Genomic DNA, 22389 nt, shown 5'->3' on the forward strand with positions numbered 1-22389 from the left:
TGTCATCTCTGGTGCGATATTATTCTACTTTTTTTACTTCTTTTAGTAATTTTATAGCTAAAAGCATTAAAAATAGTGCACCTGCTATTAAAGCCATCCAAATTAGCCATTTAGATAAATAAGATGATTTGTCTGAATTATCATCGGTTTGAGATAATACATTTTTGTTGCCTAGTTTTATTTTATCGCCTAAATGGGCCATAGGCACATCTTGTGCAGATATTGTATCAGACAGTAAAGCTTTTTCACTTAAAGATGCTGGTTTAGCATTTGCCGCCCCCCAAGCGAGAATAAAAGGTCCATTATTAGCACTGTTAAAGATAATACTCATCCGGTATAAATGAGCAGTAACATAGGGTGCTTGATCTAAAGACGCATTAATTGCTTTAATTTTTAATTGTTTAATATTTAAAGTTGAATTATTAATATTGATTGATTGGCTTTGATTAGAGTCACTTATGCTTCGAAAAATAAAATCATCAAGTTTGTGCCATGTTTTATCATTATCATGGGTTTTATAAAAGATACTTGCAGGTAAGATTGTACGCTCATTTGGAAGTTTAACAGTAAGCTCTTTAATCGGTAGTGATGTAGGTAATTCATAAATTGCCTCTTGTTCATCAGCTGAAATTAAATTTAATTTGATCGGATAAAGTGCTCTTATTGGTGTTGCTTTTCTCGATGTGAATTCTACGCCTCTAATATTCGGCACTATTTGCTTGTCTGATTTTAATTGTAAAATCCAATAGGTAGATTTGAAATTCATACCCGAAGGTAAATCAATAGTATTAACATTTAATGATTGATTATTGTTATTATCCGTCAAAGACATTATTGGAACATTATCAATCGCAGTTTGCCATCTTTTTAAATCGCTACTATAAAGAAGGTTTGCAGTTGCCCTCCAATTTTGTGTTTTATCGAAATCGATAGATAAACGACTAAATGGTTGGCCAAGTTTAATCTCATTAGGAATTTCCAACAAGTATGTTGCCTGATACCCATCTGATTTATTGGTGCTATCAAAATTAATTTTTACATTCTTATTATTAATATTGATATTGTATTGACCAACTAGAGATTGATTTTTTTCATCTTGCCCATCTTCATTATCATTTTCATCCGTTTGAAGATTGTTATTTAACGTATAAACGGTAACTGGAAAAGTTTTATTTTCCTCATTTTCCTGATATACATTGACTAATGCAAATGGGACTGGTTGGCCTTTTTGATTGAAAACTCGAACATCATCTAATGTGCTAGATAATGCTTGAATATATACATCACGGGTTAGCTCAATTCGGTTATACATACTGCCACTGTCATTAAGTTCTATCATAGCGCCATAGGCATATTGATTTGTTTGATCAGCCGCATGACTTAATCCACTTATTAGCAAAAGCGAGCTTAATAAGATTTTTTTCATAACTTTTTATCCATTAGTTGAAATACTATTCAGCAATTCGTGGTTATTTCTGTTGTAAATAATTTAATTCTGTTCTTCCTGAATTTGCGAAATATTCGCTTAATATTTTAAATTGTTTTTTATCTTGATTGTTATTCATTTTCGACCAAGCTTTCATCATTCTGTTTTGGTGGTAAAGGTGCTAAATAACCAATTAATAACATTAACAACGCTACACCAATAAACGCAAAAGCTCTCAATAAACCGTCTATTTCTCGAATATCGACAAAAATCAGCTTAATAACAACAATGATTTGAATTAATTGGCCAATAAACCATATTTTTCGGAGTGAAGCTCTGTGTCCAATCATAATCAAAATGACGGCGGTTAACATCCAAACGAGTGATGCGGTCATTTGAACAATATTATTGTGCCATAAGTTATATGAACTCCAGGTGATATCAAATGCTTGACTCAGGCAACGTAAAACAATACTGTTAAACCAAAGGAATGTTAATGTCATTAACAAGACTACAATCAAATTAGGTAGCGGTATTTTAAAGTTAGTAAAATTGGTCGTTTTATTTTCAATTTGCAAATAACCCATAGACAGTTTTAACCATACGCAGAGCATGATTAAACTAAAAATTGCACTTTCTTCAAGCGGGTTAATAATTGGGATATAAGGCCAATAGATAATTTGTCCATTCATACCAATACCCATAATCAAATAGTATACCATGTAACCAACAAGTGGTAGCAAACCGACTAACCAATAACTTTTTATTAATAAAAATGAAGTAATATATTGGCGTTTAATAAGAATATAGAATAGCAAAGTGATTCCACTTGCAATAGTAGCCCAAAGACTCCATTTTATTACCTCATACCCCCAAGGCAATTCATTAAATATATGTAGTATTTCGCGAGCCAGCCAAAGCAATATTAGCCAAAATAAACAAATATGTAATAAAATAAATAGATGCTTTATGTCAGTGTTACAATTTATTTGGTTTGTCTGTAATTTATATAGATAAGCATAACCACTGATGAAGGCTATAATCCAAGCTAAACTGAAATAGACATAGTTAGATAAATAATAACATGAGAGAGCTTCACTTCTTAGCAAACATGTTGCTAACACCACCCAAAGTAATATCATTCCATGACAAATAATATTCCAATTAATCTTTTTACCAATGAAGTACCATAACCAAAACGAAACAGTAAAACATAATACAATTAATGATGTTTCTAAACTGATTTGATTTAAGAATAACGGAATACTTAATAAAATCCAAAACATCCATATAACAACAGACATAGATACGCAAGATAATTTGATTAATCTTGTGATGTCATTTTTTTGTCCATAGTGGTGCCATAAACAAGCATTAACAAATAAAGTAATACTAGTAGTTCCTAAAAGTGAAGAGTACAGGATTGGCGTTAATTGATTGTGCTCCAAAGATATTAGTGAAGAAATAATACCTAACAACATGATTAATGTACCAAATAAAGCAGTACGGTAGTGTTTTTGTGAGAACATAATCCATGTAATAGCCGTTCCTTCAAACATCCACAATGAAGCTGTCCAATTGGCGCTAAGAGCAAGCGGAATTGATAATGTAATAAATGAAACACCAATAGCCAGCCAATATAACGATATTGTTTTAGCTAATGATTTCCATAAATGGAGAATAATATAGGCACCGACAAGATAGAATAATCCAAAACCAAGCGATGAAAATGCTGGGCCAAATTCCCATTGTTGGGTAATAGCATATTGCAATCCGAATCCGCATAAGGGAGCACCAAACAGTAATAGCAAATCAATAGTATTCTGGTTTTTTTCTTGATTATTGATGCTTCGGATTGATAACAATACCGCTAAAACACCGTAAATTACTAAATTGATAAGAATGAAGATTTGGCATTCAGTATAGAATTCTGGCGTAAAACTTTTTATTCCCCAAACTAGCGATACAACAAAAGTAAATATAAATCCCAATAGATTAAGAATTCTCCAAGATTGCGTAATACTGATTACCAAAATTGCTGTTGAAATCATTAAATAATAACTAAATAACGCAATATGATTACCGGAACCATCGGATAGTAAAATTGGTGTTAGGTAACCACCAACACAGGCAATGATTGCCAAGCTCATTGCTCTTTGCAAGATGGCAAATATGATGCTGGTAGAACAAATCACAACTAAAACGGCAAAGGTGATTAAAGCAGGGACTAAGTCATATAATTTGAAGGCAGCAAAAATAGTCAGATATAAAATTGCAATAGCCCCACCTTGTAAAATAAGCGCGTAAATCTGGCGTTTAAGGCGCAATTTCCAGCCAATAGCCAATAAACCGATACCTAAAATCAGTGAACCTAAAACTCTAATTTCAGGTTTAAGATAATGATGATGATGTTCAATGCCGTATTTGAATAGATAAGACAGTCCCAAAAATAGAATTATAATCGCAATTTTAGTGATAATGTTGACTCTAATTAACCAATTAAACAATGCATAAGCAATACTTGGTTCATTATTACGAGAACGTTTATGGTATGATTCAAACGGATCGTATTTAGGTTGTGAAATCTCTAGTTGGTTATCAATTTGTTGATATTGTTCTGTGATTGGTTGTGTTTTGACTTCTGGCTGATCATGTTCAACACTCAAGGTATTTTCATCGGTTGTTGTTGAATCTGATTGCAGAGTAGTATCAACTAAAACGAGTTCATTTTTCTCATTAAGCACCAAACTTGAGAATGTTTCTTTTTGGTGAAGAAAAGGCTTTAATGGCTGTATTATTTCTGAAGTTAATGATTCTACATTGTTTTCTGTTATTTCTTCATTAGGTATGTTTTGTGTTGATTGAACCATGTCAGTTTTTTGTTCAATCTCTGTTTGGATAGCTTCGTCCTTAATTTCATGAGGATTATCTGTTACTAATTCTTCAGTTACTTTTGTTGTATTGCTTTCTTCTTCTACATATGTTTTATCTGATTGATAAAGTTGCTGTGTAAGAGATAAAAGATTTTTATGTAATTCTGTTATCTGGGTCTGTAAGACCGTAATTTGTTCCTTCAAATTAGCAAAATTGACAAATACCGCAATAAACAGCGCAATAATGAGGAAATAAAAAATGAATTCCACTCCACTTTCCTTATACTAAAAAATACTTACTACTTCAATATTTTTAAAAGTTGATAATACATATATATTTTTGTGAGTTGCAGTAAATCAATAATTATTCAATAAATCAACTATTTTTTTATTTAGCATATCATTGTTGATGACATTAAAGATTAGTCAATAAGCTTTCAAAAACCCCGTTCCTCAACTTTTTTATTAAATCATATAATGATTTTTAAGATAGCCTTTTTAGCTACTTACTTTTATAATGTTGTTCTATTTTTTCCCTTTTTTTGCTTAAAAAGAGTACTTAGCATGAAAATTTTAGCTGGTTCTTCTGCTCTATCGACATTTCGTATTAATAAAATTCTATCCTCATGTCGTGAACGATCTATCCCCATTGTCAATATCGAAGCTCAATATATTCACTTTATCGATCTGATTGATGAACTGACTTCCGAACAGAGTTTAACCTTGGATAAGCTGTTACAATATGGTCCTAAAAGTGCGCAGATAAAGATAGAAAATCCAGCAAATAAAATACTCTTTTTAGTTACCCCACGCGAAGGCACTATCTCACCATGGTCATCTAAAGCCACCGATATAGCACATAATTGTGGACTATCACAAATCCATCGAATAGAGCGTGGAATTGCTTATTATGTACAAGTTAGTTCATCCTTAACGGCAATACAACAAAATACTTTTCTTTCATTAATTCATGACCGAATGATGGAAACGGTATTAAGTAGCTTTGAGCAAGCTCAGCAATTATTTAAGACTGAACAGCCCAAACCAGTAACCATTGTTGATTTATTAGGAAAAGGGCGCAATGCTTTAGAAGAGGCTAATGTAAAATTAGGTTTAGCTTTAGCGCCGGATGAAATTGACTATTTAGTTGAAAGTTTCCAAAAATTAAACCGTAATCCTACAGATATTGAACTTTATATGTTCGGTCAAGCGAATTCTGAACATTGTCGCCATAAGATATTCAATGCTGATTGGGTGATTGATGGTATAAAACAACCAAAATCATTGTTTAAAATGATAAAAAACACCTTTGAAAATACGCCAGATTATGTGTCATCCGCTTATAAAGATAATGCTGCGGTAATGGATGGCTCAAAAGTGGGGCGTTTTTTTGCTGATTATGAAAATCGAACTTACGATTTTCATCAGGAATATGCAGATATTCTCATGAAGGTTGAAACGCATAATCATCCAACTGCGATATCTCCTTGGCCAGGAGCAGCAACTGGTAGTGGTGGTGAGATTCGGGATGAAGGTGCGACTGGAAAAGGCGCTAAACCCAAAGCTGGTTTAGTTGGTTTTTCCGTTTCAAATTTACGAATTCCTAATTTTGAGCAACCGTGGGAACAAGATTTTGGTAAACCGGATCGAATAGTGAGCGCCTTCGATATTATGATGGATGGACCTTTAGGTGGCGCTGCATTTAATAATGAATTTGGTCGTCCAGCATTGTTAGGTTATTTTCGTACTTATGAAGAAAAAGTAAACAGCTTTAATGGCGAAGAGGTCAGAGGTTATCATAAACCAATTATGTTAGCTGGTGGTATGGGAAATATCCGTCGAGAACATATCCAGAAAGGTGAATTTCCTATTGGTTCCAAACTAATTGTTTTAGGCGGACCAGCTATGAATATTGGTTTAGGTGGTGGTGCTGCGTCCTCAATGACTTCTGGGCAATCGGATGCGGATCTCGATTTTGCTTCGGTTCAACGTGATAATCCTGAAATGGAACGTCGTTGCCAAGAGGTCATCGACCGTTGCTGGCAACTTGGCGATAAAAATCCTATTTTATTTATCCATGATGTAGGCGCGGGAGGCTTGTCTAATGCTATGCCTGAACTTGTTAGTGATGGTGGCTGTGGTGGTCAGTTTGAATTGCGCAAAATATTAAGTGATGAGCCGGGGATGTCGCCTTTAGAAATTTGGTGTAATGAATCACAAGAGCGTTATGTATTGGCTATTCATCCGGAAAGCCTTGAGTTATTTGATGAACTTTGTAAACGTGAACGCGCACCCTATGCGGTTATCGGGGAAGCTACAATAAATAAAGCAGTAGTTTTACATGATGAGCATTTTAATAATAATCCGATAGATTTACCTTTAGATGTTTTACTTGGTAAAACCCCTAAAATGTTACGTGATGTAAAGTCAAGCCAAGCCGAAGGTGACCATTTTTCTACATCTGATATCAATTTATATGATGCAGTGAAACGGGTACTGCATTTACCAGTTGTGGCCGAAAAAACCTTTTTAATTACGATTGGTGACCGTTCGGTAACTGGCATGGTTGCTCGTGATCAGATGGTTGGACCTTGGCAAGTACCTGTTGCCGATTGTGCAGTGACAACAGCAAGTTTAGATAGTTATTATGGTGAAGCTATGTCAATGGGTGAACGCGCCCCTGTTGCTTTGCTTAACTATGCTGCATCAGCACGATTAGCTGTTGGTGAAGCAATTACCAACATTGCGGCGACAAACATTGGCGACATTAAGCGAATTAAGCTTTCGGCTAACTGGATGGCAGCCGCAGGTCATCCGGGTGAGGATGCTGGTCTTTATCAAGCAGTTAAAGCTATTGGTGAAGAACTATGCCCAACATTGGGTCTGGCTATTCCAGTCGGTAAAGATTCCATGTCAATGAAAACGACATGGCAACAAAATGGTGAACAAAAAACGGTAACTTCACCTTTATCATTAGTGATTTCGGCATTTGCTCGAGTTGAAGATGTCCGTAAAACAGTTACGCCACAACTTCGCACCGATCAGGATAATCTATTGTTGTTTGTTGATCTCTCTAAAGGTTACCATGCATTAGGTGCAACGGCATTGGCGCAGGTTTATCGCCATCTTGGACAAAGAACTGCTGATGTTCATGACGCTAAAGAATTAGCTGATTTTTATCAAGCTATACAAACGCTAGTCGCTCAAAATTATCTACTGGCTTATCATGATCGCTCAGATGGTGGGTTATTGGTTACTTTGGCTGAAATGGCATTTGCAGGGCATTGCGGTATTGATGTTGATATTCATTCTCTCGGTAGTGATGTGATTGCCTCGTTATTTAATGAGGAGTTAGGGGCAGTTATTCAAATTCGTGGTAGTGATTTAGACGAAGTCATGGCATGCTTTAAGCATTTTGGACTATCCCATGCAATTTATAAATTAGGCTCAGCTAAGGTCGGACAGCAATTTATTGTGCGTAATAACAGTGCTGTGGTATATAGCGAATCTCGATTAACCATGAGAACTTGGTGGGCAGAAACCACTTGGCAAATGCAGCGTTTGCGAGATAATCCAGCATGTGCTGACCAGGAGCATCAAGCCAAGCAAAATAATGACGATCCTGGATTAAATGTTCACCTTACTTTTGATTCAGAACAAGATATTGCTGCACCTTATATAGCCAAAGGTGTGAAGCCTAAAGTTGCAATTTTACGCGAACAGGGAGTCAACTCGCATGTTGAAATGGCTGCTGCATTTGCTCGAGCTGGATTTGAATCAATTGATGTCCATATGACGGATTTATTATCTGGGCAAGTGACATTGAATCAATTTAATACCATCGTTGCTTGTGGTGGTTTCTCTTACGGAGATGTATTAGGCGCAGGCGAAGGATGGGCTAAGTCTATTTTATTTAATGAACAAGTTCGCCATGAGTTTGAGCAATTCTTCCATCGTAATGATACTTTGTCATTAGGTGTATGTAATGGCTGCCAAATGATGTCAAATCTCAAAGATCTAATACCTGGTGCTGAGTTATGGCCTCGTTTTGTGCGAAACGTATCGGAACGCTTTGAGGCACGCTTTAGTTTGGTCAAAATCCAATCAAGTCCTTCATTACTCTTTACTGATATGGCTGGTTCGCATATGCCTATTTCGGTTTCTCATGGTGAAGGTCAAGTTGAAACTAGAGATTTAGATCATTTAACTCGTTTAGAGGCTTCAGGTTTAGTGGCAGTCAGGTATATTGACCATTTTGGAAAAGCGACAGAGCAGTACCCAGCAAATCCGAATGGATCACCAAATGGTATTACAGCTGTAACGTCAAGTGATGGTCGATCCACTATAATGATGCCACATCCAGAGCGAGTTTTTAGGACTGTAACCAATTCATGGCATCCTGATAATTGGGGCGAAGATAGTCCTTGGATGCGAATTTTCCGCAATGCACGTAAGCAACTTGGATAAAAAAATCGCCGACTTCTGTCGGCGATTTAGTTTCATAAAAATAATATAAACTTTAATCGGTTACTTTTGCCTATTATTTAGAGGCTCTGCTAAGTCATTGTTCATTTTTCGCAATAATTGCTCAGTTGTTTCAAAATTGATGCAAGCATCAGTAACTGATACACCATACTTAAAGTTTTCTTTTGGTTGTTCAGATGATTGATTTCCTTCAAATAAATTACTTTCGATCATGACACCAATAATTGAATTGTTGCCTTGCTTAATTTGCTCAATAATTGAGTCAACAACAATTGGTTGATTACGGTAATCTTTATTTGAGTTGGCGTGACTACAATCTATCATTAAATTAGGCACTAATTTAGCCTTGTTCATTTGAACTTCACATAATGCAACATTTTCGGCATCAAAGTTAGGTGTTTTTCCTCCTCTTAGGATCACGTGACCATGTGGATTACCTAAAGTTTGTAATACCGTAACTTGCCCTTGTTGATTAATACCTACAAATCGATGTGCCATTGAGGCTGATTTCATTGCATTAATCGCCACATCTAAACTACCATCTGTACCATTTTTAAAGCCAACTGGCATGGATAATCCTGACGCCATTTCTCGGTGAGTTTGTGATTCAGTGGTTCTTGCACCAATAGCTGACCAGCTAATTAAATCACCGATGTATTGAGGTGTATTTGGATCTAATGCTTCAGTTGCAATTGGTAACCCGATTTTAGTGATATCAAGAAGTAATTTACGTGCTTTTTTTAAACCATGTTCGATATCGAATGAACTATCCATATGAGGGTCATTGATCATACCTTTCCAACCAACAGTAGTTCTTGGTTTTTCAAAATAAACACGCATAACGATAAATAAGTTATCTTTAACCTCATCAGATAGTTTTTTTAGTTTATGTGCATATTCAATTGCGGCTTCAGTATCGTGAATAGAACAAGGACCACAAACAATAAGTAGTCGATGGTCACGACGTTCTAAAATATTAACAATAGTTTGACGAGATGAAGCAATTTGATTTTCTAATTCTGATGATAATGGATAAAGATTCTTAATTTCTTCAGGTGTAATTAACATGTGCTCATCTCTAATTCGAACATTATTTAGTGTGTCTTTTAACATTTTATTTTCCTTGTTAAAATCATGCATATTTTTTATATGTAAAATATTGATTACATAAACACTTAATATGTAAACACAAAATTACAAAATAGTAAATTAAAATTTTACTTATTGTTAGATAAGATATAATATCAAAGTGTAAATACTTGTTTACACCTTAAAGATTTAATTCAAATAAGTGGAAACAAATGTGTACGAATACTTGAATTAATTACAAGTACTCGTATATCAATGAGGTTAACTAAGATTTAAATAGAAGATATTGCTTTTAATATTAATTGTTTATCAATAACATCAATGACTTCAACAGAACCTATTTTAGCCGGTAAAACTAATCTAATTTGCCCAGATTGAACTTTCTTATCTCGTAACATGTGAGGAATATAAGATTCATTTGGCATCTGTGTAGGTCTTTTTACTGGCAATTTGGCCTTAATTAATAACTTTTTAATCCGATCAAAATCTTCATCAGTAAATTTGCCAAGTAACTTAGCTGTTTGAGCTGCCATTAGCATTCCAACACTAACTGCTTCACCATGTAACCAATTCCCATAGCCAAGCTCAGCTTCAATTGCATGGCCGTAGGTGTGGCCAAGATTTAATATAGCGCGCATATCTTGTTCTGTTTCATCAGCAGCGACAACCTGAGCTTTTAATTCACAACAACGATAAATACAGTAACTTAATGCATCGACATCTAAATTAAGTAAATCCTCTATATGCAATTCCAGCCAATTAAAAAACTCACAATCCATTATAATGCCATATTTAATCACTTCAGCTAGACCTGCTGAAAGTTCTCTTTGTGGTAAAGTTTTTAAACAATTAATATCAATTACGACTGATTGCGGCTGATAAAATGCGCCAATCATATTTTTACCTAGAGGATGATTAATTGCAGTTTTACCCCCAACGGAAGAATCGACTTGAGATAATAAAGTAGTAGGAACCTGTATAAATTTTATGCCACGTTGATATGCGGAAGCTGCAAAACCTGCCACATCTCCAATAACGCCACCACCAAGAGCAATAAGTATGCTGCTGCGAGTATGATTGTTGGCAAGTAAAGCGGTCAAGATTTTATTCCAAGTTTCCATAGTTTTGTATTGCTCGCCATCAGGAACAATAATGAAATCAGTTTTGACCCCATGATCTTCAAGCATTTTAATTAATTGCTGTAAATAAATTGGAGCAATAGTGTCATTTGTAGCAATAAGGACTCTCTGGCCACTATGTAGTTTGAAATATTCAAATTGACTAAGTAAGTTTTCACCAATAGTGATGGGATAACTGCGATTATCTAACGCTACATTTAGGGTTTTTTGCATAATTATTTCCAGATAAGTTCATGCCAATTTAATCTTTAATGTTAACGATAAAAAAGTGGCAGCGCAACTTAGAATCATTTAAACTTATTGGCAATTTTTTTCTGTAATGTTGAATTTATATGACTTTATCTTTCGTGTTAGCACAAAAAAATTGGCGTGTAGGTGATATTGAAGGTAATACTCAGCAAATCATTGAACTGATACAAAACTATTCCTCTATTGATCTAATTATTTTATCTGAGCTTGCAATTTGTGGTTATCCTCCAGAAGATTTAATTTATCGAGATGATTTTAAAATTCGTTGTCAACAAGCTTTATTGACTATCAAGCAAGCTAGTCAACAATGTAGTGTTATTGTTGGTCATCCTCATTGGCAAGATGGAGTGGTTTATAATGCGTTATCGTTGTTTTCTGAAGGGCAACAATTGGCATGTTATCATAAACAGCAGTTACCTAATTATGATGTATTTGATGAAAAACGTTATTTTAGTGCTGGTGAGCAGACTTGTGTTATCGATTTTAAAGGTAAAAAAATTGGTTTATTGATCTGTGAAGATCTTTGGCAATGTGAGCCTATTGATCGAATTGGCGCTCAGGATGCGGATCTGGTTATTTCTATTAATGCTTCACCTTATGCTTATGAAAAACAAAAGCATCGCGAAGAGCTTATAAAACAACATGCTTTAAGAACCGGCTTACCAATTATTTATGTGAATCAAATTGGTGGTCAAGATGAACTTATTTTTGATGGTGGCTCATTTGTATGTGATGATAAAGGCCATATCGTTCATCGGCTCAACTTTTTTGAAGAACAAATTTTTATTTTTCATCTTGGACATGATTATAAACCAGTTGTTGATTCTAAAAGTGATCCATTAGCAAATGTTTACGATGCATTAGTTTTAGCGACTCGCGATTATATTACTAAAAATGGTTTTCAAGGTGCAGTATTGGGATTATCTGGTGGAATTGATTCCGCTTTAACATTGGCAATTGCAGTTGATGCTTTGGGTAAAGATAAAGTACAAGCGGTTATGATGCCGTTCCGATATACGGCAGATATTAGTATTGCTGATGCAAAAGAAGAGGCTGAAATATTGGGTGTTGAATTTGATATTATTTCAATTGAACCGATGTTTGATGCTTTTATGTCTTCTTTAATGCCGATGTTTATGGGGACACAAAAAGATACAACTGAAGAAAATCTACAAGCGCGTTGCCGCGGTGTAATTTTAATGGCGCTTTCAAATAAACGTCGTAGATTAGTCTTAACGACAGGCAATAAAAGTGAAATGTCGGTTGGTTATGCAACACTTTATGGTGATATGGCTGGTGGTTTTGATGTACTTAAAGATGTACCTAAAACCATGGTATTTGCGTTATCTAAATATCGAAATAGTAGATCGCCTGTCATTCCTGAACGAGTCATTACACGCCCACCTTCAGCTGAACTTGCACCAGATCAAAAAGATGAAGATAGTTTGCCTCCATATGATATTTTAGATGGGATATTAAAAGGCTATGTTGAACACGATTTTTCCGTTGAACAACTAGTTGCGCAAGGTTATGATGAAACAACTGTAAGGCGAGTGATTAAATTAGTTGATATTAACGAATATAAAAGACGTCAATCAGCAGTAGGTCCTAAAATTACGACTCGTAATTTTGGTAAAGGTAGACGATATCCAATTACTTCTGCTTTTGGATTTAAGAATTGGTAATCTCGAATTAAGGGCAAAAAAATATGAAAAAAATTGAAGCAATTATTAAACCTTTTAAACTAGATGATATTCGAGAAGCTCTTGCTGATCAAGGAATTACGGGGATGACCGTTACTGAAGTGAAAGGTTTTGGTCGCCAAAAAGGGCATACTGAGCTTTATCGTGGTGCTGAATATATGGTTGATTTTTTACCAAAAGTAAAAATAGAACTTGTTGTCGCTGACGATATTTTAGAAACATGTATTGAGACTATCATGAAAACTGCTCAAACAGGTAAAATTGGTGATGGAAAGATATTTGTTTATAACGTTGAGCAAGTAATTCGTATACGTACTGGTGAAATGGATGAGTCAGCTATTTAACTTTATTGATTTGAATATCGGGACGTTCTTGCCTAAGTAGATTATTGGTGACAACGCCTTGAATCGAACAAATAAGGAGTTGCATATTATCACCTTTTTCAAGCAGTAATAACTTTTCGGTAGTATTTGGAGCTGGTATTGTTTTTACTCCAACTACTGTCCCTGTGTTTTTATGCCAAACCTGGATATCGTCAGTAATATTTCGAATTCTTGGATTGGCAATATACAGAAGATTATCTTCCATATTTTTCCACTCTAAAAAATCCAAACTTTCACGTATCTCATTCATATCATTATCAATGATGAATCCCCAGAAATAATATTTCCCCATCTTTTTCAAATCCATCGCACTATCATAATAACCGATAAGTTTTAAGTTTTTATATTGAATTGGCGTTTTGAAATAAATGAAGTTGTTGTTCGTGTCTGTGCGGTTTTCAACTGGAATATAAGCTTGATTATGATTAAAAATTTCAACATTAGTATGATTTTTTAATTCTTCTCTATGCTGATAGACATGATTAAAAAAGTCAGGGTTACAGGATGTCAATTCTTCAATCAGCGGTATTTTATCTGCTGATACGGCAAATGAACAAAACATAAAAAGTGGGACTATAACGTTTTTGAGCATGTTGATTGAAATTGACAAAAATAGATACCATTTAGTTAATTGTCTTTGATTGTATAATTATTACAACAGAATAACAATGTTAAACCGTTTTTTCTTTTTTTAAGAAATATTAAGATATTGACAAATATTTAACCACCAAAAAGGCCTTCAAATATTTTTAGAGCAAAAAAAATTTAATTAATCAAGTACAAATCAAACAAATATTCATTTATGGAAGACAGATCCCATATTTATTAATTAATGTTAATTAGTTGTTTTAATATTAATCAAATTAATATAGTTTAGCATAAACATATTAGTTAAAGTTATTTGAAAAGGTAAGTGAAAAGGGAATTTATATGCTTAAAACATTAGCAGTGAATATTAAACAGGAGTTTTCTTGCATTGAAGACATTTCATTAAGGTCATTTTTTGGAGGATTTAGTCTTAATAGTGAATCAGTTATGTTTGCTTGGGTCGATCAAAATGATGTTTATTTGAGAGCTCATGATAAATATCGTTCAATGTTTGTTGAACTCGGTATGCAACCACTTGATCTGGTATTTGATGGATCACATAAATTGCTTGATTACTATAAAGCAAGTGATGCGTTACGCCAAGATCGAAAAAAATTGCATGATATAGTGAAAATGGTCATTGAATATGCAAAACAAGATCTAGACGAAAAAGTAGCTAAATACCAGAGTCGTTTAAAATCTTTACCCAACATGACGGTTTCTTTGGAAAAATTGATGGTAAGCTCTGATATTACCGATATAGGAACATTTAAAGAAGTCGGTTATTTGGAAACTTTTTATCGAATAAAAAGTAAAAATCCAAAACTGTCAATTAATGTTCTGTTTGGTTTATATGGAGCTCAACATGATCGGCATGTAGGAACATTATCATCCGAATCTAAAGAAGAAATTGAATTAGCTTATCAGAATTTCTTGAATACGAAACAAGATTTGATTTAATCAATTCCTTTTTATAAGGAAAATACCATCATTAAACTTAGTTTTAATGATGGTATTAAATTCAATGCTATTTAGGGATTGACCAACGATTTCTATTATGATGGTTTTCTACGAGTTGGTCTTTTGAATGGTTTAGGTGTTGGTAAATTAGTTAATAACGCCTGAGGATCATATTGACTAACAGGAATAGTATGATCAATGGCTTTTTCAATAGCAGGTAAGTTTTGTGAATAACGTTCACAAGCTAATGAAATTGAATAACCTTCGGCACCGGCTCGTCCTGTACGACCTATTCGATGTCTATAATCATCACAATCATCAGGAAGATCATAGTTAAAAACATGGGTTACATTTGGGATATGTAAACCACGGGCAGCAACATCTGTTGCTACTAAAATATCAAGATCTCCTTGGGTAAATTTATCAAGAATGGATAAACGTTTTTTTTGTGCGATATCACCAGTAAGTAGTCCTACTCTATGGCCGTCTGCAACTAAATGACGCCAGATTTTTTCGCAGGCAACTTTAGTATTAGCAAATACAATGCTACGGTCAGGCCACTCTTCTTCAATAAGAGTTTGTAAGAGAGCTAATTTATCTTCGTTTGATGGAAAAAACAGCTCTTCCTTTATTCTGTGACCAATTTTTTGTTCAGGCTCAACTTCAACATATTGTGGTTCGTTCATATATTCAAAAGCTAATTCACGAACATTGTGAGTTAACGTCGCTGAAAATAACATGGTTAGACGATTTTGTGGCGATGTCATATGTCTAAATATCCATCGGATATCACGGATGAAACCTAAATCAAACATACGATCCGCTTCATCTAGAACTGCAACTTGGATTGCACCTAAATTAATATAATCTTGTTTTGCATAATCGATGAGTCTTCCTGTGGTTGCAATTAATACATCAACACCAGCAGAAAGCATCTTGAGTTGCTTATCATAACCATCACCGCCATAAGCTAGCCCTAATTTAATACCTGTTTCTTCTGAAAGAGGTTGAGCATCATTGTATATTTGTACAACTAACTCACGTGTTGGAGCAATAATGACTGCTCTTGGTTGATTAGATTTATGATCGGGTAATGGAGAATTATTCAATAAATGATTAAATGTTGATGCCAAAAACGCAATCGTTTTACCCGTTCCAGTTTGTCCTTGCCCTGCAATGTCAATTCCTTTTGTTGTAAATGGCAATGTTTGTTCTTGAATTGGGGTACAGTAAACGAAACCTTTTTTCTCCAACGCTTTTATGACTAATGGGTGTAAGGGAAATTGATTGAAAGTTGTTTTTGTAAGATATGATTGAATCATTATTGTTTAGAATATAATTATCAGAATTCGGTAATTGTAGCATACTAAATACAACAACTTCACTAATAATTATGTCCTATTAAAATAATTACTAGCGGTAGGTATGAAAATATCCTAATATATTTTTAGACAAATTTTCTAGGAGATAATTAAATGAGTGATAACATTGTTGCACTTTCTGAAGCTACATTTGATAAAGTAATAAGCGAATCAACTAAACCAGTATTGGTTGACTTTTGGGCTGAGTGGTGTGGACCTTGTAAAATGGTTGCCCCGATTTTGGAAGAAATAGCTCCAGAATATGCTGATAAAATTATTATCGCCAAATTAAATGTTGAACAAAACCCGGATATTGCCCCAAAATTTGGGATTAGAGGTATTCCAACTCTATTGATTTTTAAAAATGGTCAAGTTGTTGCCACTCAAGTAGGTGCGTTATCAAAAGCACAACTTAAAGCATTTATTGATCCACAGCTTTAATTAATTGAAAAAATATAAATAATAAGCGTTTTATAACGCTTATTATTTTTTATTCCGAAAAATCGTAATTAAGTATAGACATACCTATAATTTTAGTGTAAATTGCTAATTTCTTACATAAACCCCTTTCAGCAATCCATTGTTTTTCTTGATAAAGTGGTTAAAATTCAATGCCCAAATACATAATTATCATCGAAAAAGCTGATTAATAAATTAATTTTATATATTGCTAGAAAGAAAATTTTTTATAAGTAAATGAAAGAAATATACAAAAATAGCAGTAATTGTAAACATATCAATTTTATCCTCAAGAATTTATAAACTATGAATTTAACTGAATTAAAAAACACTTCCGTTTCCGAGCTTGTAGCGCTTGGTGAGAAAAAAATGGGGCTTGAGAATCTTGCCCGTCTTAGAAAACAAGATATTATTTTTGCAATATTAAAACAACACGCTAAAAGTGGTGAAGATATTTTTGGCGATGGTGTACTTGAAATTTTGCAAGACGGCTTTGGATTTTTGCGTTCTGCAGATAGTTCTTATTTGGCTGGACCTGACGATATATATGTCTCTCCTAGTCAAATTAGACGATTCAATTTAAGAACTGGTGATACCATTGCTGGCAAAATTAGACCGCCGAAAGAAGGTGAGAGATATTTTGCTTTATTAAAAGTAAATGAAGTTAATCACGATAAACCTGAAGACGCTCGCAATAAAATCCTTTTTGAAAATTTAACGCCTTTACATCCTAATTCTCGCTTACGTATGGAGCGAGGTAATGGTTCTACAGAAGATATTACCGCAAGAGTACTTGATTTAGCTTCACCAATTGGTAAAGGTCAACGTGGTTTAATTGTTGCTCCGCCAAAAGCGGGTAAAACAATGTTATTACAAAACATTGCACAAAGCTTAGCGGTAAATCATCCAGAATGTGAATTAGTCGTATTGATGATTGATGAACGACCAGAAGAAGTTACTGAAATGCAACGTTTAGTTAAAGGTGAAGTTGTAGCTTCTACGTTTGACGAACCAGCAGCAAGACATGTTCAAGTCGCTGAAATGGTAATTGAGCGCGCAAAACGTTTAGTTGAACATAAAAAAGATGTCATTATTTTATTAGACTCAATCACTCGTTTAGCTCGTGCGTACAATACCGTTATTCCATCATCAGGTAAAGTATTGACTGGTGGTGTTGATGCTAACGCGTTACATCGTCCTAAACGTTTTTTTGGTGCTGCACGTAATGTAGAAGAGGGCGGTAGTTTAACAATTATTGCTACTGCTTTAATTGATACTGGTTCTAAAATGGATGAAGTCATTTACGAAGAGTTCAAAGGTACGGGTAATATGGAAGTACACTTATCACGTAAAATTGCTGAGCGACGTGTATTCCCTGCTATTGACTTTAATCGTTCAGGTACGCGTAAAGAAGATCTAATGACTTCACCTGATGAACTACAAAAAATGTGGATTTTGCGTAAAATCCTCAACCCAATGGGTGAAATTGATGCAATGGAATTCTTAATTGATAAACTTGCCATGACAAAAACTAATGATGAGTTTTTTGAAATGATGAAGCGTTCATAATTCGCTTAATTCCAAAGCATTTTAATTAAAATAATGAAAAAAAGCCGTATTATGTATTGATACGGTTTTTTTATGGCAATATATAACTTATATTGTTAATAAGCGTTAAGGTAACAGTACCAAACCTTGTTAAGGTTATAGAGATTAAATAAAGGAGCCAAATTATGTCTAAACAGCAAATCGGTGTTATTGGAATGGCCGTTATGGGGCGAAACCTTGCACTTAATATCGAAAGTCGAGGATTTTCAGTATCAATTTATAATCGTTCTAAAGATAAGACAGAACAAGTAATGGCTGAACATTCTGATAAACGATTGGTTCCTTATTATAGTATTGAAGATTTTGTTAACTCATTAGAAAAACCACGGCGTATATTAATTATGGTGCAAGCAGGTAAAGGAACAGATGCCGTAATTGATGAGCTGAGACCTTTATTAGATAAAGGGGATATCATTATTGATGGTGGTAATGCTTTCTTTGAAGATACTATTCGTCGTAATAAAATGTTATCCGATGAAGGCTTTAATTTTATAGGAGCCGGTGTTTCTGGAGGTGAAGAAGGTGCATTAAAAGGACCTTCAATTATGCCTGGTGGTCAAAAAGAGGCATATGAGTTAGTTGCTCCGATTTTAGAAAAAATAGCGGCTAAAGCGAATGGTGAACCATGTGTGGCTTATATCGGCCCTGATGGAGCAGGACATTACGTTAAAATGGCGCACAATGGAATTGAATATGGTGACATGCAATTAATTGCAGAGAGCTATAGTGTACTAAAACATGTTGTTGGTTTAACAAATGATGAGCTTGCCGATGTGTTTGCTGATTGGAATAAAGGCGAATTAGACAGCTATTTAACTGAGATAACAGCGGACATTTTTAAATATAAAGATGAAAATGGCGATTATTTGGTCGATATGATCCTTGATGCTGCTGGTAATAAGGGTACCGGAAAATGGACAAGCCAAAGTGCATTAGATTTAGGTGAGCCTTTATCTTTGATAACTGAATCTGTATTCGCTCGCTATATTTCAGCGATTAAAGATCAGCGAGTAGCGGCATCAAAAGTGCTTGAAGGGCCGGAAAAAGTAGCTTTTACAGGAGATAAACAAACTTTAATTGAAAAAGTACGTAAAGCACTTTATATGGGTAAAATTATCTCTTATGCGCAAGGATTTGCACAGTTAAAAGCTGCATCAGAACATTATAATTGGCAATTAAATTATGGTGAAATTGCAAAGATTTTTAGAGCAGGTTGTATTATTAGAGCGCAATTTTTACAAAAAATTACTGATGCTTATACTGAAAATAACAATATTGATAACTTACTGTTAGCACCATATTTTCGTAAAACGGTTGAGGCTTATCAACAATCATTACGTGATGTTATTTGTCTAGCGGTTTCGCAAGGTATTCCTGTTCCTACTTTGTCGGCAGCAATAGCATATTATGATAGCTATCGTTCAGCTGTGCTACCTGCTAATTTAATTCAGGCTCAGAGAGACTATTTTGGTGCTCATACCTATAAACGTATCGATAAAGAAGGTGTGTTCCATACTGATTGGTTAAATATTGAATCTTAATTCTGATTAAGATCTGTTGTTGTATTCGATGTATGAGTGCAAAATCAGTTGCACTCATACAAAATTTATCCATCTTTTATATCCAATCTACCCAAATTTTTCTGAAATTAATCATCGAAAGACTTGCAATTATTAGTGTTGGTCTTGTCAAGCAAATTTATTTTTCAAATAAACTAGAAAAACACAATATATGGTGTATAATTTACTAATATTTACTACATATAGTGTTTTCTAAAGCGATGTGAAAATCCGAGTTTATATCAAAAGGCCCATATTTTAATAAAAAATCAATAGTTTTGAATAGCCACAACAACTATTAAGGTTGATATAAAACTCATGCCAAGCGCTAACTATTAATGAATATTGAGGAGTATATATATGCCCGTAGTAATCAAACGTGATGGCTGCCAAACTGCATTTAATGAGGTTCGTATTAAAGACGCTATTATAAGAGCAGCTGTTGCGGCCAATGTTAATGACCCAGACTATTGTGCCTCCGTTGCTCGCGTTGTGACCAATCAAATGATGGATCGTGAAAGTGTTGATATTAATGAAATTCAAAATGTCGTTGAAAATCAACTTATGTCAGGGCCTTATAAAAAATTGGCAAGAACTTATATTGAATACCGACATGATCGTGATCGCGCGCGTGAAGAACGTAGCCGTTTGAATCAAGATATTCGTGGCTTAATAGAACAAAGTAACGTTGCTATTTTGAACGAAAATGCGAATAAAGATAGTAAAGTTATTCCAACTCAACGAGATCTATTAGCGGGTATTGTTGCAAGACATTATGCTAAACAATATTTGTTACCTAAAGATATTTCTCGTGCACATGATTGTGGTGAAATTCATTATCATGATCTCGATTACGCGCCATTTTTCCCAATGTTCAACTGTATGTTAATTGATTTAGACGGGATGTTAACAAATGGTTTTAAGATGGGTAATGCTGAAATTGAGCCACCAAAATCTATTGCAACTGCAACTGCGGTAACCGCTCAAATCATCGCACAAGTCGCTAGTCATATTTATGGTGGTACAACCATTAATCGAATTGATGAAATTCTAGCAAAATTTGTGACTATCAGTTATCAAAAGCATAAAAAAGTTGCAGAAGAGTGGGATATTCCAAATCCTGAAGCGTATGCAGAAAGCCGTACGCAAAAAGAATGTTATGATGCATTTCAGTCTTTAGAGTATGAAGTTAATACACTTCATACTGCAAATGGACAAACGCCTTTTGTTACTTTTGGTTTTGGTTTAGGAACCAGTTGGGAATCAAGACTTATCCAAGAATCAATTTTAAAAGTGCGCATAAAAGGGTTAGGAAAAAATCATAAAACTGCAGTATTCCCAAAACTTGTTTTTGCTATTAAAGATGGTATTAACCATAAACAAGGTGATGCTAATTATGATATTAAACAATTGGCGTTAGAGTGTGCTAGTAAACGTATGTATCCAGATATTTTAAATTACGATAAAGTTGTTGAAGTAACTGGATCATTCAAAACACCAATGGGATGCCGAAGCTTTTTAGGTGTTTATGAAGAAGACGGACAACAAATTCATGACGGACGTAACAATTTAGGTGTAATTAGCCTTAATTTACCTCGTATTGCAATTGAAGCAAAAGGTGATGAAGCACGTTTTTGGGAAATTTTAGATAAACGTTTAAACCTTTGTAAAAAAGCATTGATGACGCGTATTGCTCGCCTTGATGGAGTAAAAGCACGTGTTGCTCCGATTTTATATATGGAAGGGGCGTGTGGCGTTCGATTGAAAGAAGATGATAGTGTTTCTGAAATCTTTAAAAATGGTCGTGCGTCAATTTCATTAGGTTATATAGGTCTACATGAAACACTAAATGCACTATACGGAAACCAAACCCATCCATTTGACAGTGAAACTTTACGCAAAAAAGGTATAGCAATAGTTGAACACTTAGCTAAAGCTGTTGACCAATGGAAGAAAGAAACAGGCTATGGATTTAGCTTATATAGTACACCAAGTGAAAATTTATGTGACCGATTCTGCCGTTTAGATACAGCTGAATTTGGTATTATTCCTGGAGTAACAGATAAAGGTTATTATACGAATAGTTTCCACCTCGATGTTGAGAAAAAGGTTAACCCATATGAAAAAATCGAGTTTGAAAAACCTTACCCAGCAGTAGCAAGTGGCGGATTTATTTGTTATGGCGAGTATCCTAACATGATTAATAATGTTAAAGCATTAGAGGATGTCTGGGATTACAGTTACACTCGTGTACCTTATTATGGCACTAATACCCCGATTGACGAATGTTATGAATGCGGTTATACCGGTGAGTTTTCATGTACTAGCAAAGGATTTGTTTGCCCTAGTTGTGGTAACCATGATTCGTCAAAAGTTTCTGTTACTCGCCGTGTTTGTGGTTATTTAGGAAGTCCTGATGCTCGTCCATTTAATGCCGGTAAGCAAGAAGAAGTAAAACGTCGAGTTAAACATTTGGATAATGGCCAAATAGGCTAAAAAATTAATTT

The 22389-nt window shown here is 34.5% G+C and carries 14 protein-coding genes; 8 read left to right on the forward strand and 6 right to left on the reverse strand.

Annotation, left to right across the window (positions count from 1 at the left end):
• Positions 1–19: 19 nt before the first annotated feature.
• Together J3T98_RS08845 and J3T98_RS08850 are read right to left on the reverse strand one after the other, a co-directional pair.
• Entirely contained in the window at positions 20–1426 is a 1407-nt protein-coding gene (locus J3T98_RS08845) for a DUF3999 family protein (protein WP_267362660.1), read from the reverse strand.
• Positions 1427–1557: 131 nt separating this feature from the next.
• Entirely contained in the window at positions 1558–4569 is a 3012-nt protein-coding gene (locus J3T98_RS08850) for a DUF2339 domain-containing protein (RefSeq protein WP_267362661.1), read from the reverse strand.
• A 294-nt stretch (positions 4570–4863) separates the two neighbouring features.
• Between J3T98_RS08850 and purL the strand changes: the two genes are divergently transcribed.
• Positions 4864–8766, forward strand: a complete 3903-nt coding sequence (gene purL, locus J3T98_RS08855) for a phosphoribosylformylglycinamidine synthase (protein ID WP_267362662.1) — start codon at positions 4864–4866, stop codon at positions 8764–8766.
• Positions 8767–8826: 60 nt separating this feature from the next.
• On the opposite strand, the gene J3T98_RS08860 is transcribed toward purL, so the two are convergent.
• Together J3T98_RS08860 and aroB are read right to left on the reverse strand one after the other, a co-directional pair.
• A complete protein-coding gene (locus J3T98_RS08860) occupies positions 8827–9897 on the reverse strand; it encodes a 3-deoxy-7-phosphoheptulonate synthase (RefSeq protein WP_065562872.1) in 1071 nt (356 codons plus the stop codon).
• A 248-nt stretch (positions 9898–10145) separates the two neighbouring features.
• Complete coding sequence (gene aroB, locus J3T98_RS08865) at positions 10146–11225, reverse strand: 3-dehydroquinate synthase (RefSeq protein ID WP_267332047.1); 1080 nt, start codon at positions 11223–11225, stop codon at positions 10146–10148.
• 113 nt (positions 11226–11338) lie between these two features.
• Here aroB and J3T98_RS08870 point away from each other — a divergent pair, with 113 nt between their 5' ends.
• Together J3T98_RS08870 and glnB are read left to right on the forward strand one after the other, a co-directional pair.
• Positions 11339–12946: an NAD+ synthase gene (locus J3T98_RS08870; protein WP_416380638.1), complete on the forward strand. Its 1608-nt coding sequence runs from the start codon at positions 11339–11341 to the stop codon at positions 12944–12946.
• A 23-nt stretch (positions 12947–12969) separates the two neighbouring features.
• Positions 12970–13308: a nitrogen regulatory protein P-II gene (gene glnB / locus J3T98_RS08875; RefSeq protein WP_034883030.1), complete on the forward strand. Its 339-nt coding sequence runs from the start codon at positions 12970–12972 to the stop codon at positions 13306–13308.
• Here the strand turns inward: glnB and J3T98_RS08880 are convergent.
• Positions 13301–13909, reverse strand: a complete 609-nt coding sequence (locus tag J3T98_RS08880) for a hypothetical protein (protein WP_220225253.1) — start codon at positions 13907–13909, stop codon at positions 13301–13303. The two genes, glnB and J3T98_RS08880, sit on opposite strands and share 8 nt — an antisense overlap.
• 368 nt (positions 13910–14277) lie before the next feature.
• Here J3T98_RS08880 and J3T98_RS08885 point away from each other — a divergent pair, with 368 nt between their 5' ends.
• Positions 14278–14895, forward strand: coding sequence for a TfoX/Sxy family protein (locus tag J3T98_RS08885; protein ID WP_065562868.1), 618 nt, complete (start codon positions 14278–14280; stop codon positions 14893–14895).
• A 95-nt stretch (positions 14896–14990) separates the two neighbouring features.
• On the opposite strand, the gene rhlB is transcribed toward J3T98_RS08885, so the two are convergent.
• On the reverse strand, positions 14991–16217 hold the full coding sequence (rhlB, locus tag J3T98_RS08890; protein WP_065562867.1) for an ATP-dependent RNA helicase RhlB: 1227 nt from the start codon (positions 16215–16217) through the stop codon (positions 14991–14993).
• A 153-nt stretch (positions 16218–16370) separates the two neighbouring features.
• Here rhlB and trxA point away from each other — a divergent pair, with 153 nt between their 5' ends.
• The 4 genes from trxA to nrdD all read left to right on the forward strand — a co-directional run bounded on the left by trxA (position 16371) and on the right by nrdD (position 22378).
• Positions 16371–16697 carry a thioredoxin TrxA gene (gene trxA / locus J3T98_RS08895; RefSeq protein ID WP_065562866.1) on the forward strand — a complete coding sequence of 109 codons (327 nt, stop codon included), beginning with the start codon at positions 16371–16373 and terminating at the stop codon, positions 16695–16697.
• 324 nt (positions 16698–17021) lie between these two features.
• Entirely contained in the window at positions 17022–18284 is a 1263-nt protein-coding gene (rho, locus tag J3T98_RS08900) for a transcription termination factor Rho (RefSeq protein ID WP_034883026.1), read from the forward strand.
• Positions 18285–18448: 164 nt separating this feature from the next.
• On the forward strand, positions 18449–19864 hold the full coding sequence (gene gndA / locus J3T98_RS08905; protein ID WP_065562865.1) for an NADP-dependent phosphogluconate dehydrogenase: 1416 nt from the start codon (positions 18449–18451) through the stop codon (positions 19862–19864).
• Positions 19865–20242: 378 nt separating this feature from the next.
• On the forward strand, positions 20243–22378 hold the full coding sequence (nrdD, locus tag J3T98_RS08910) for an anaerobic ribonucleoside-triphosphate reductase (RefSeq protein ID WP_065562864.1): 2136 nt from the start codon (positions 20243–20245) through the stop codon (positions 22376–22378).
• Positions 22379–22389 lie beyond the last annotated feature (11 nt).

The sequence above is a fragment of the Gilliamella sp. B2772 genome (assembly GCF_026536985.1).
In the GTDB taxonomy this organism is placed as follows: Bacteria; Pseudomonadota; Gammaproteobacteria; order Enterobacterales; family Orbaceae; genus Gilliamella; species Gilliamella apicola_E.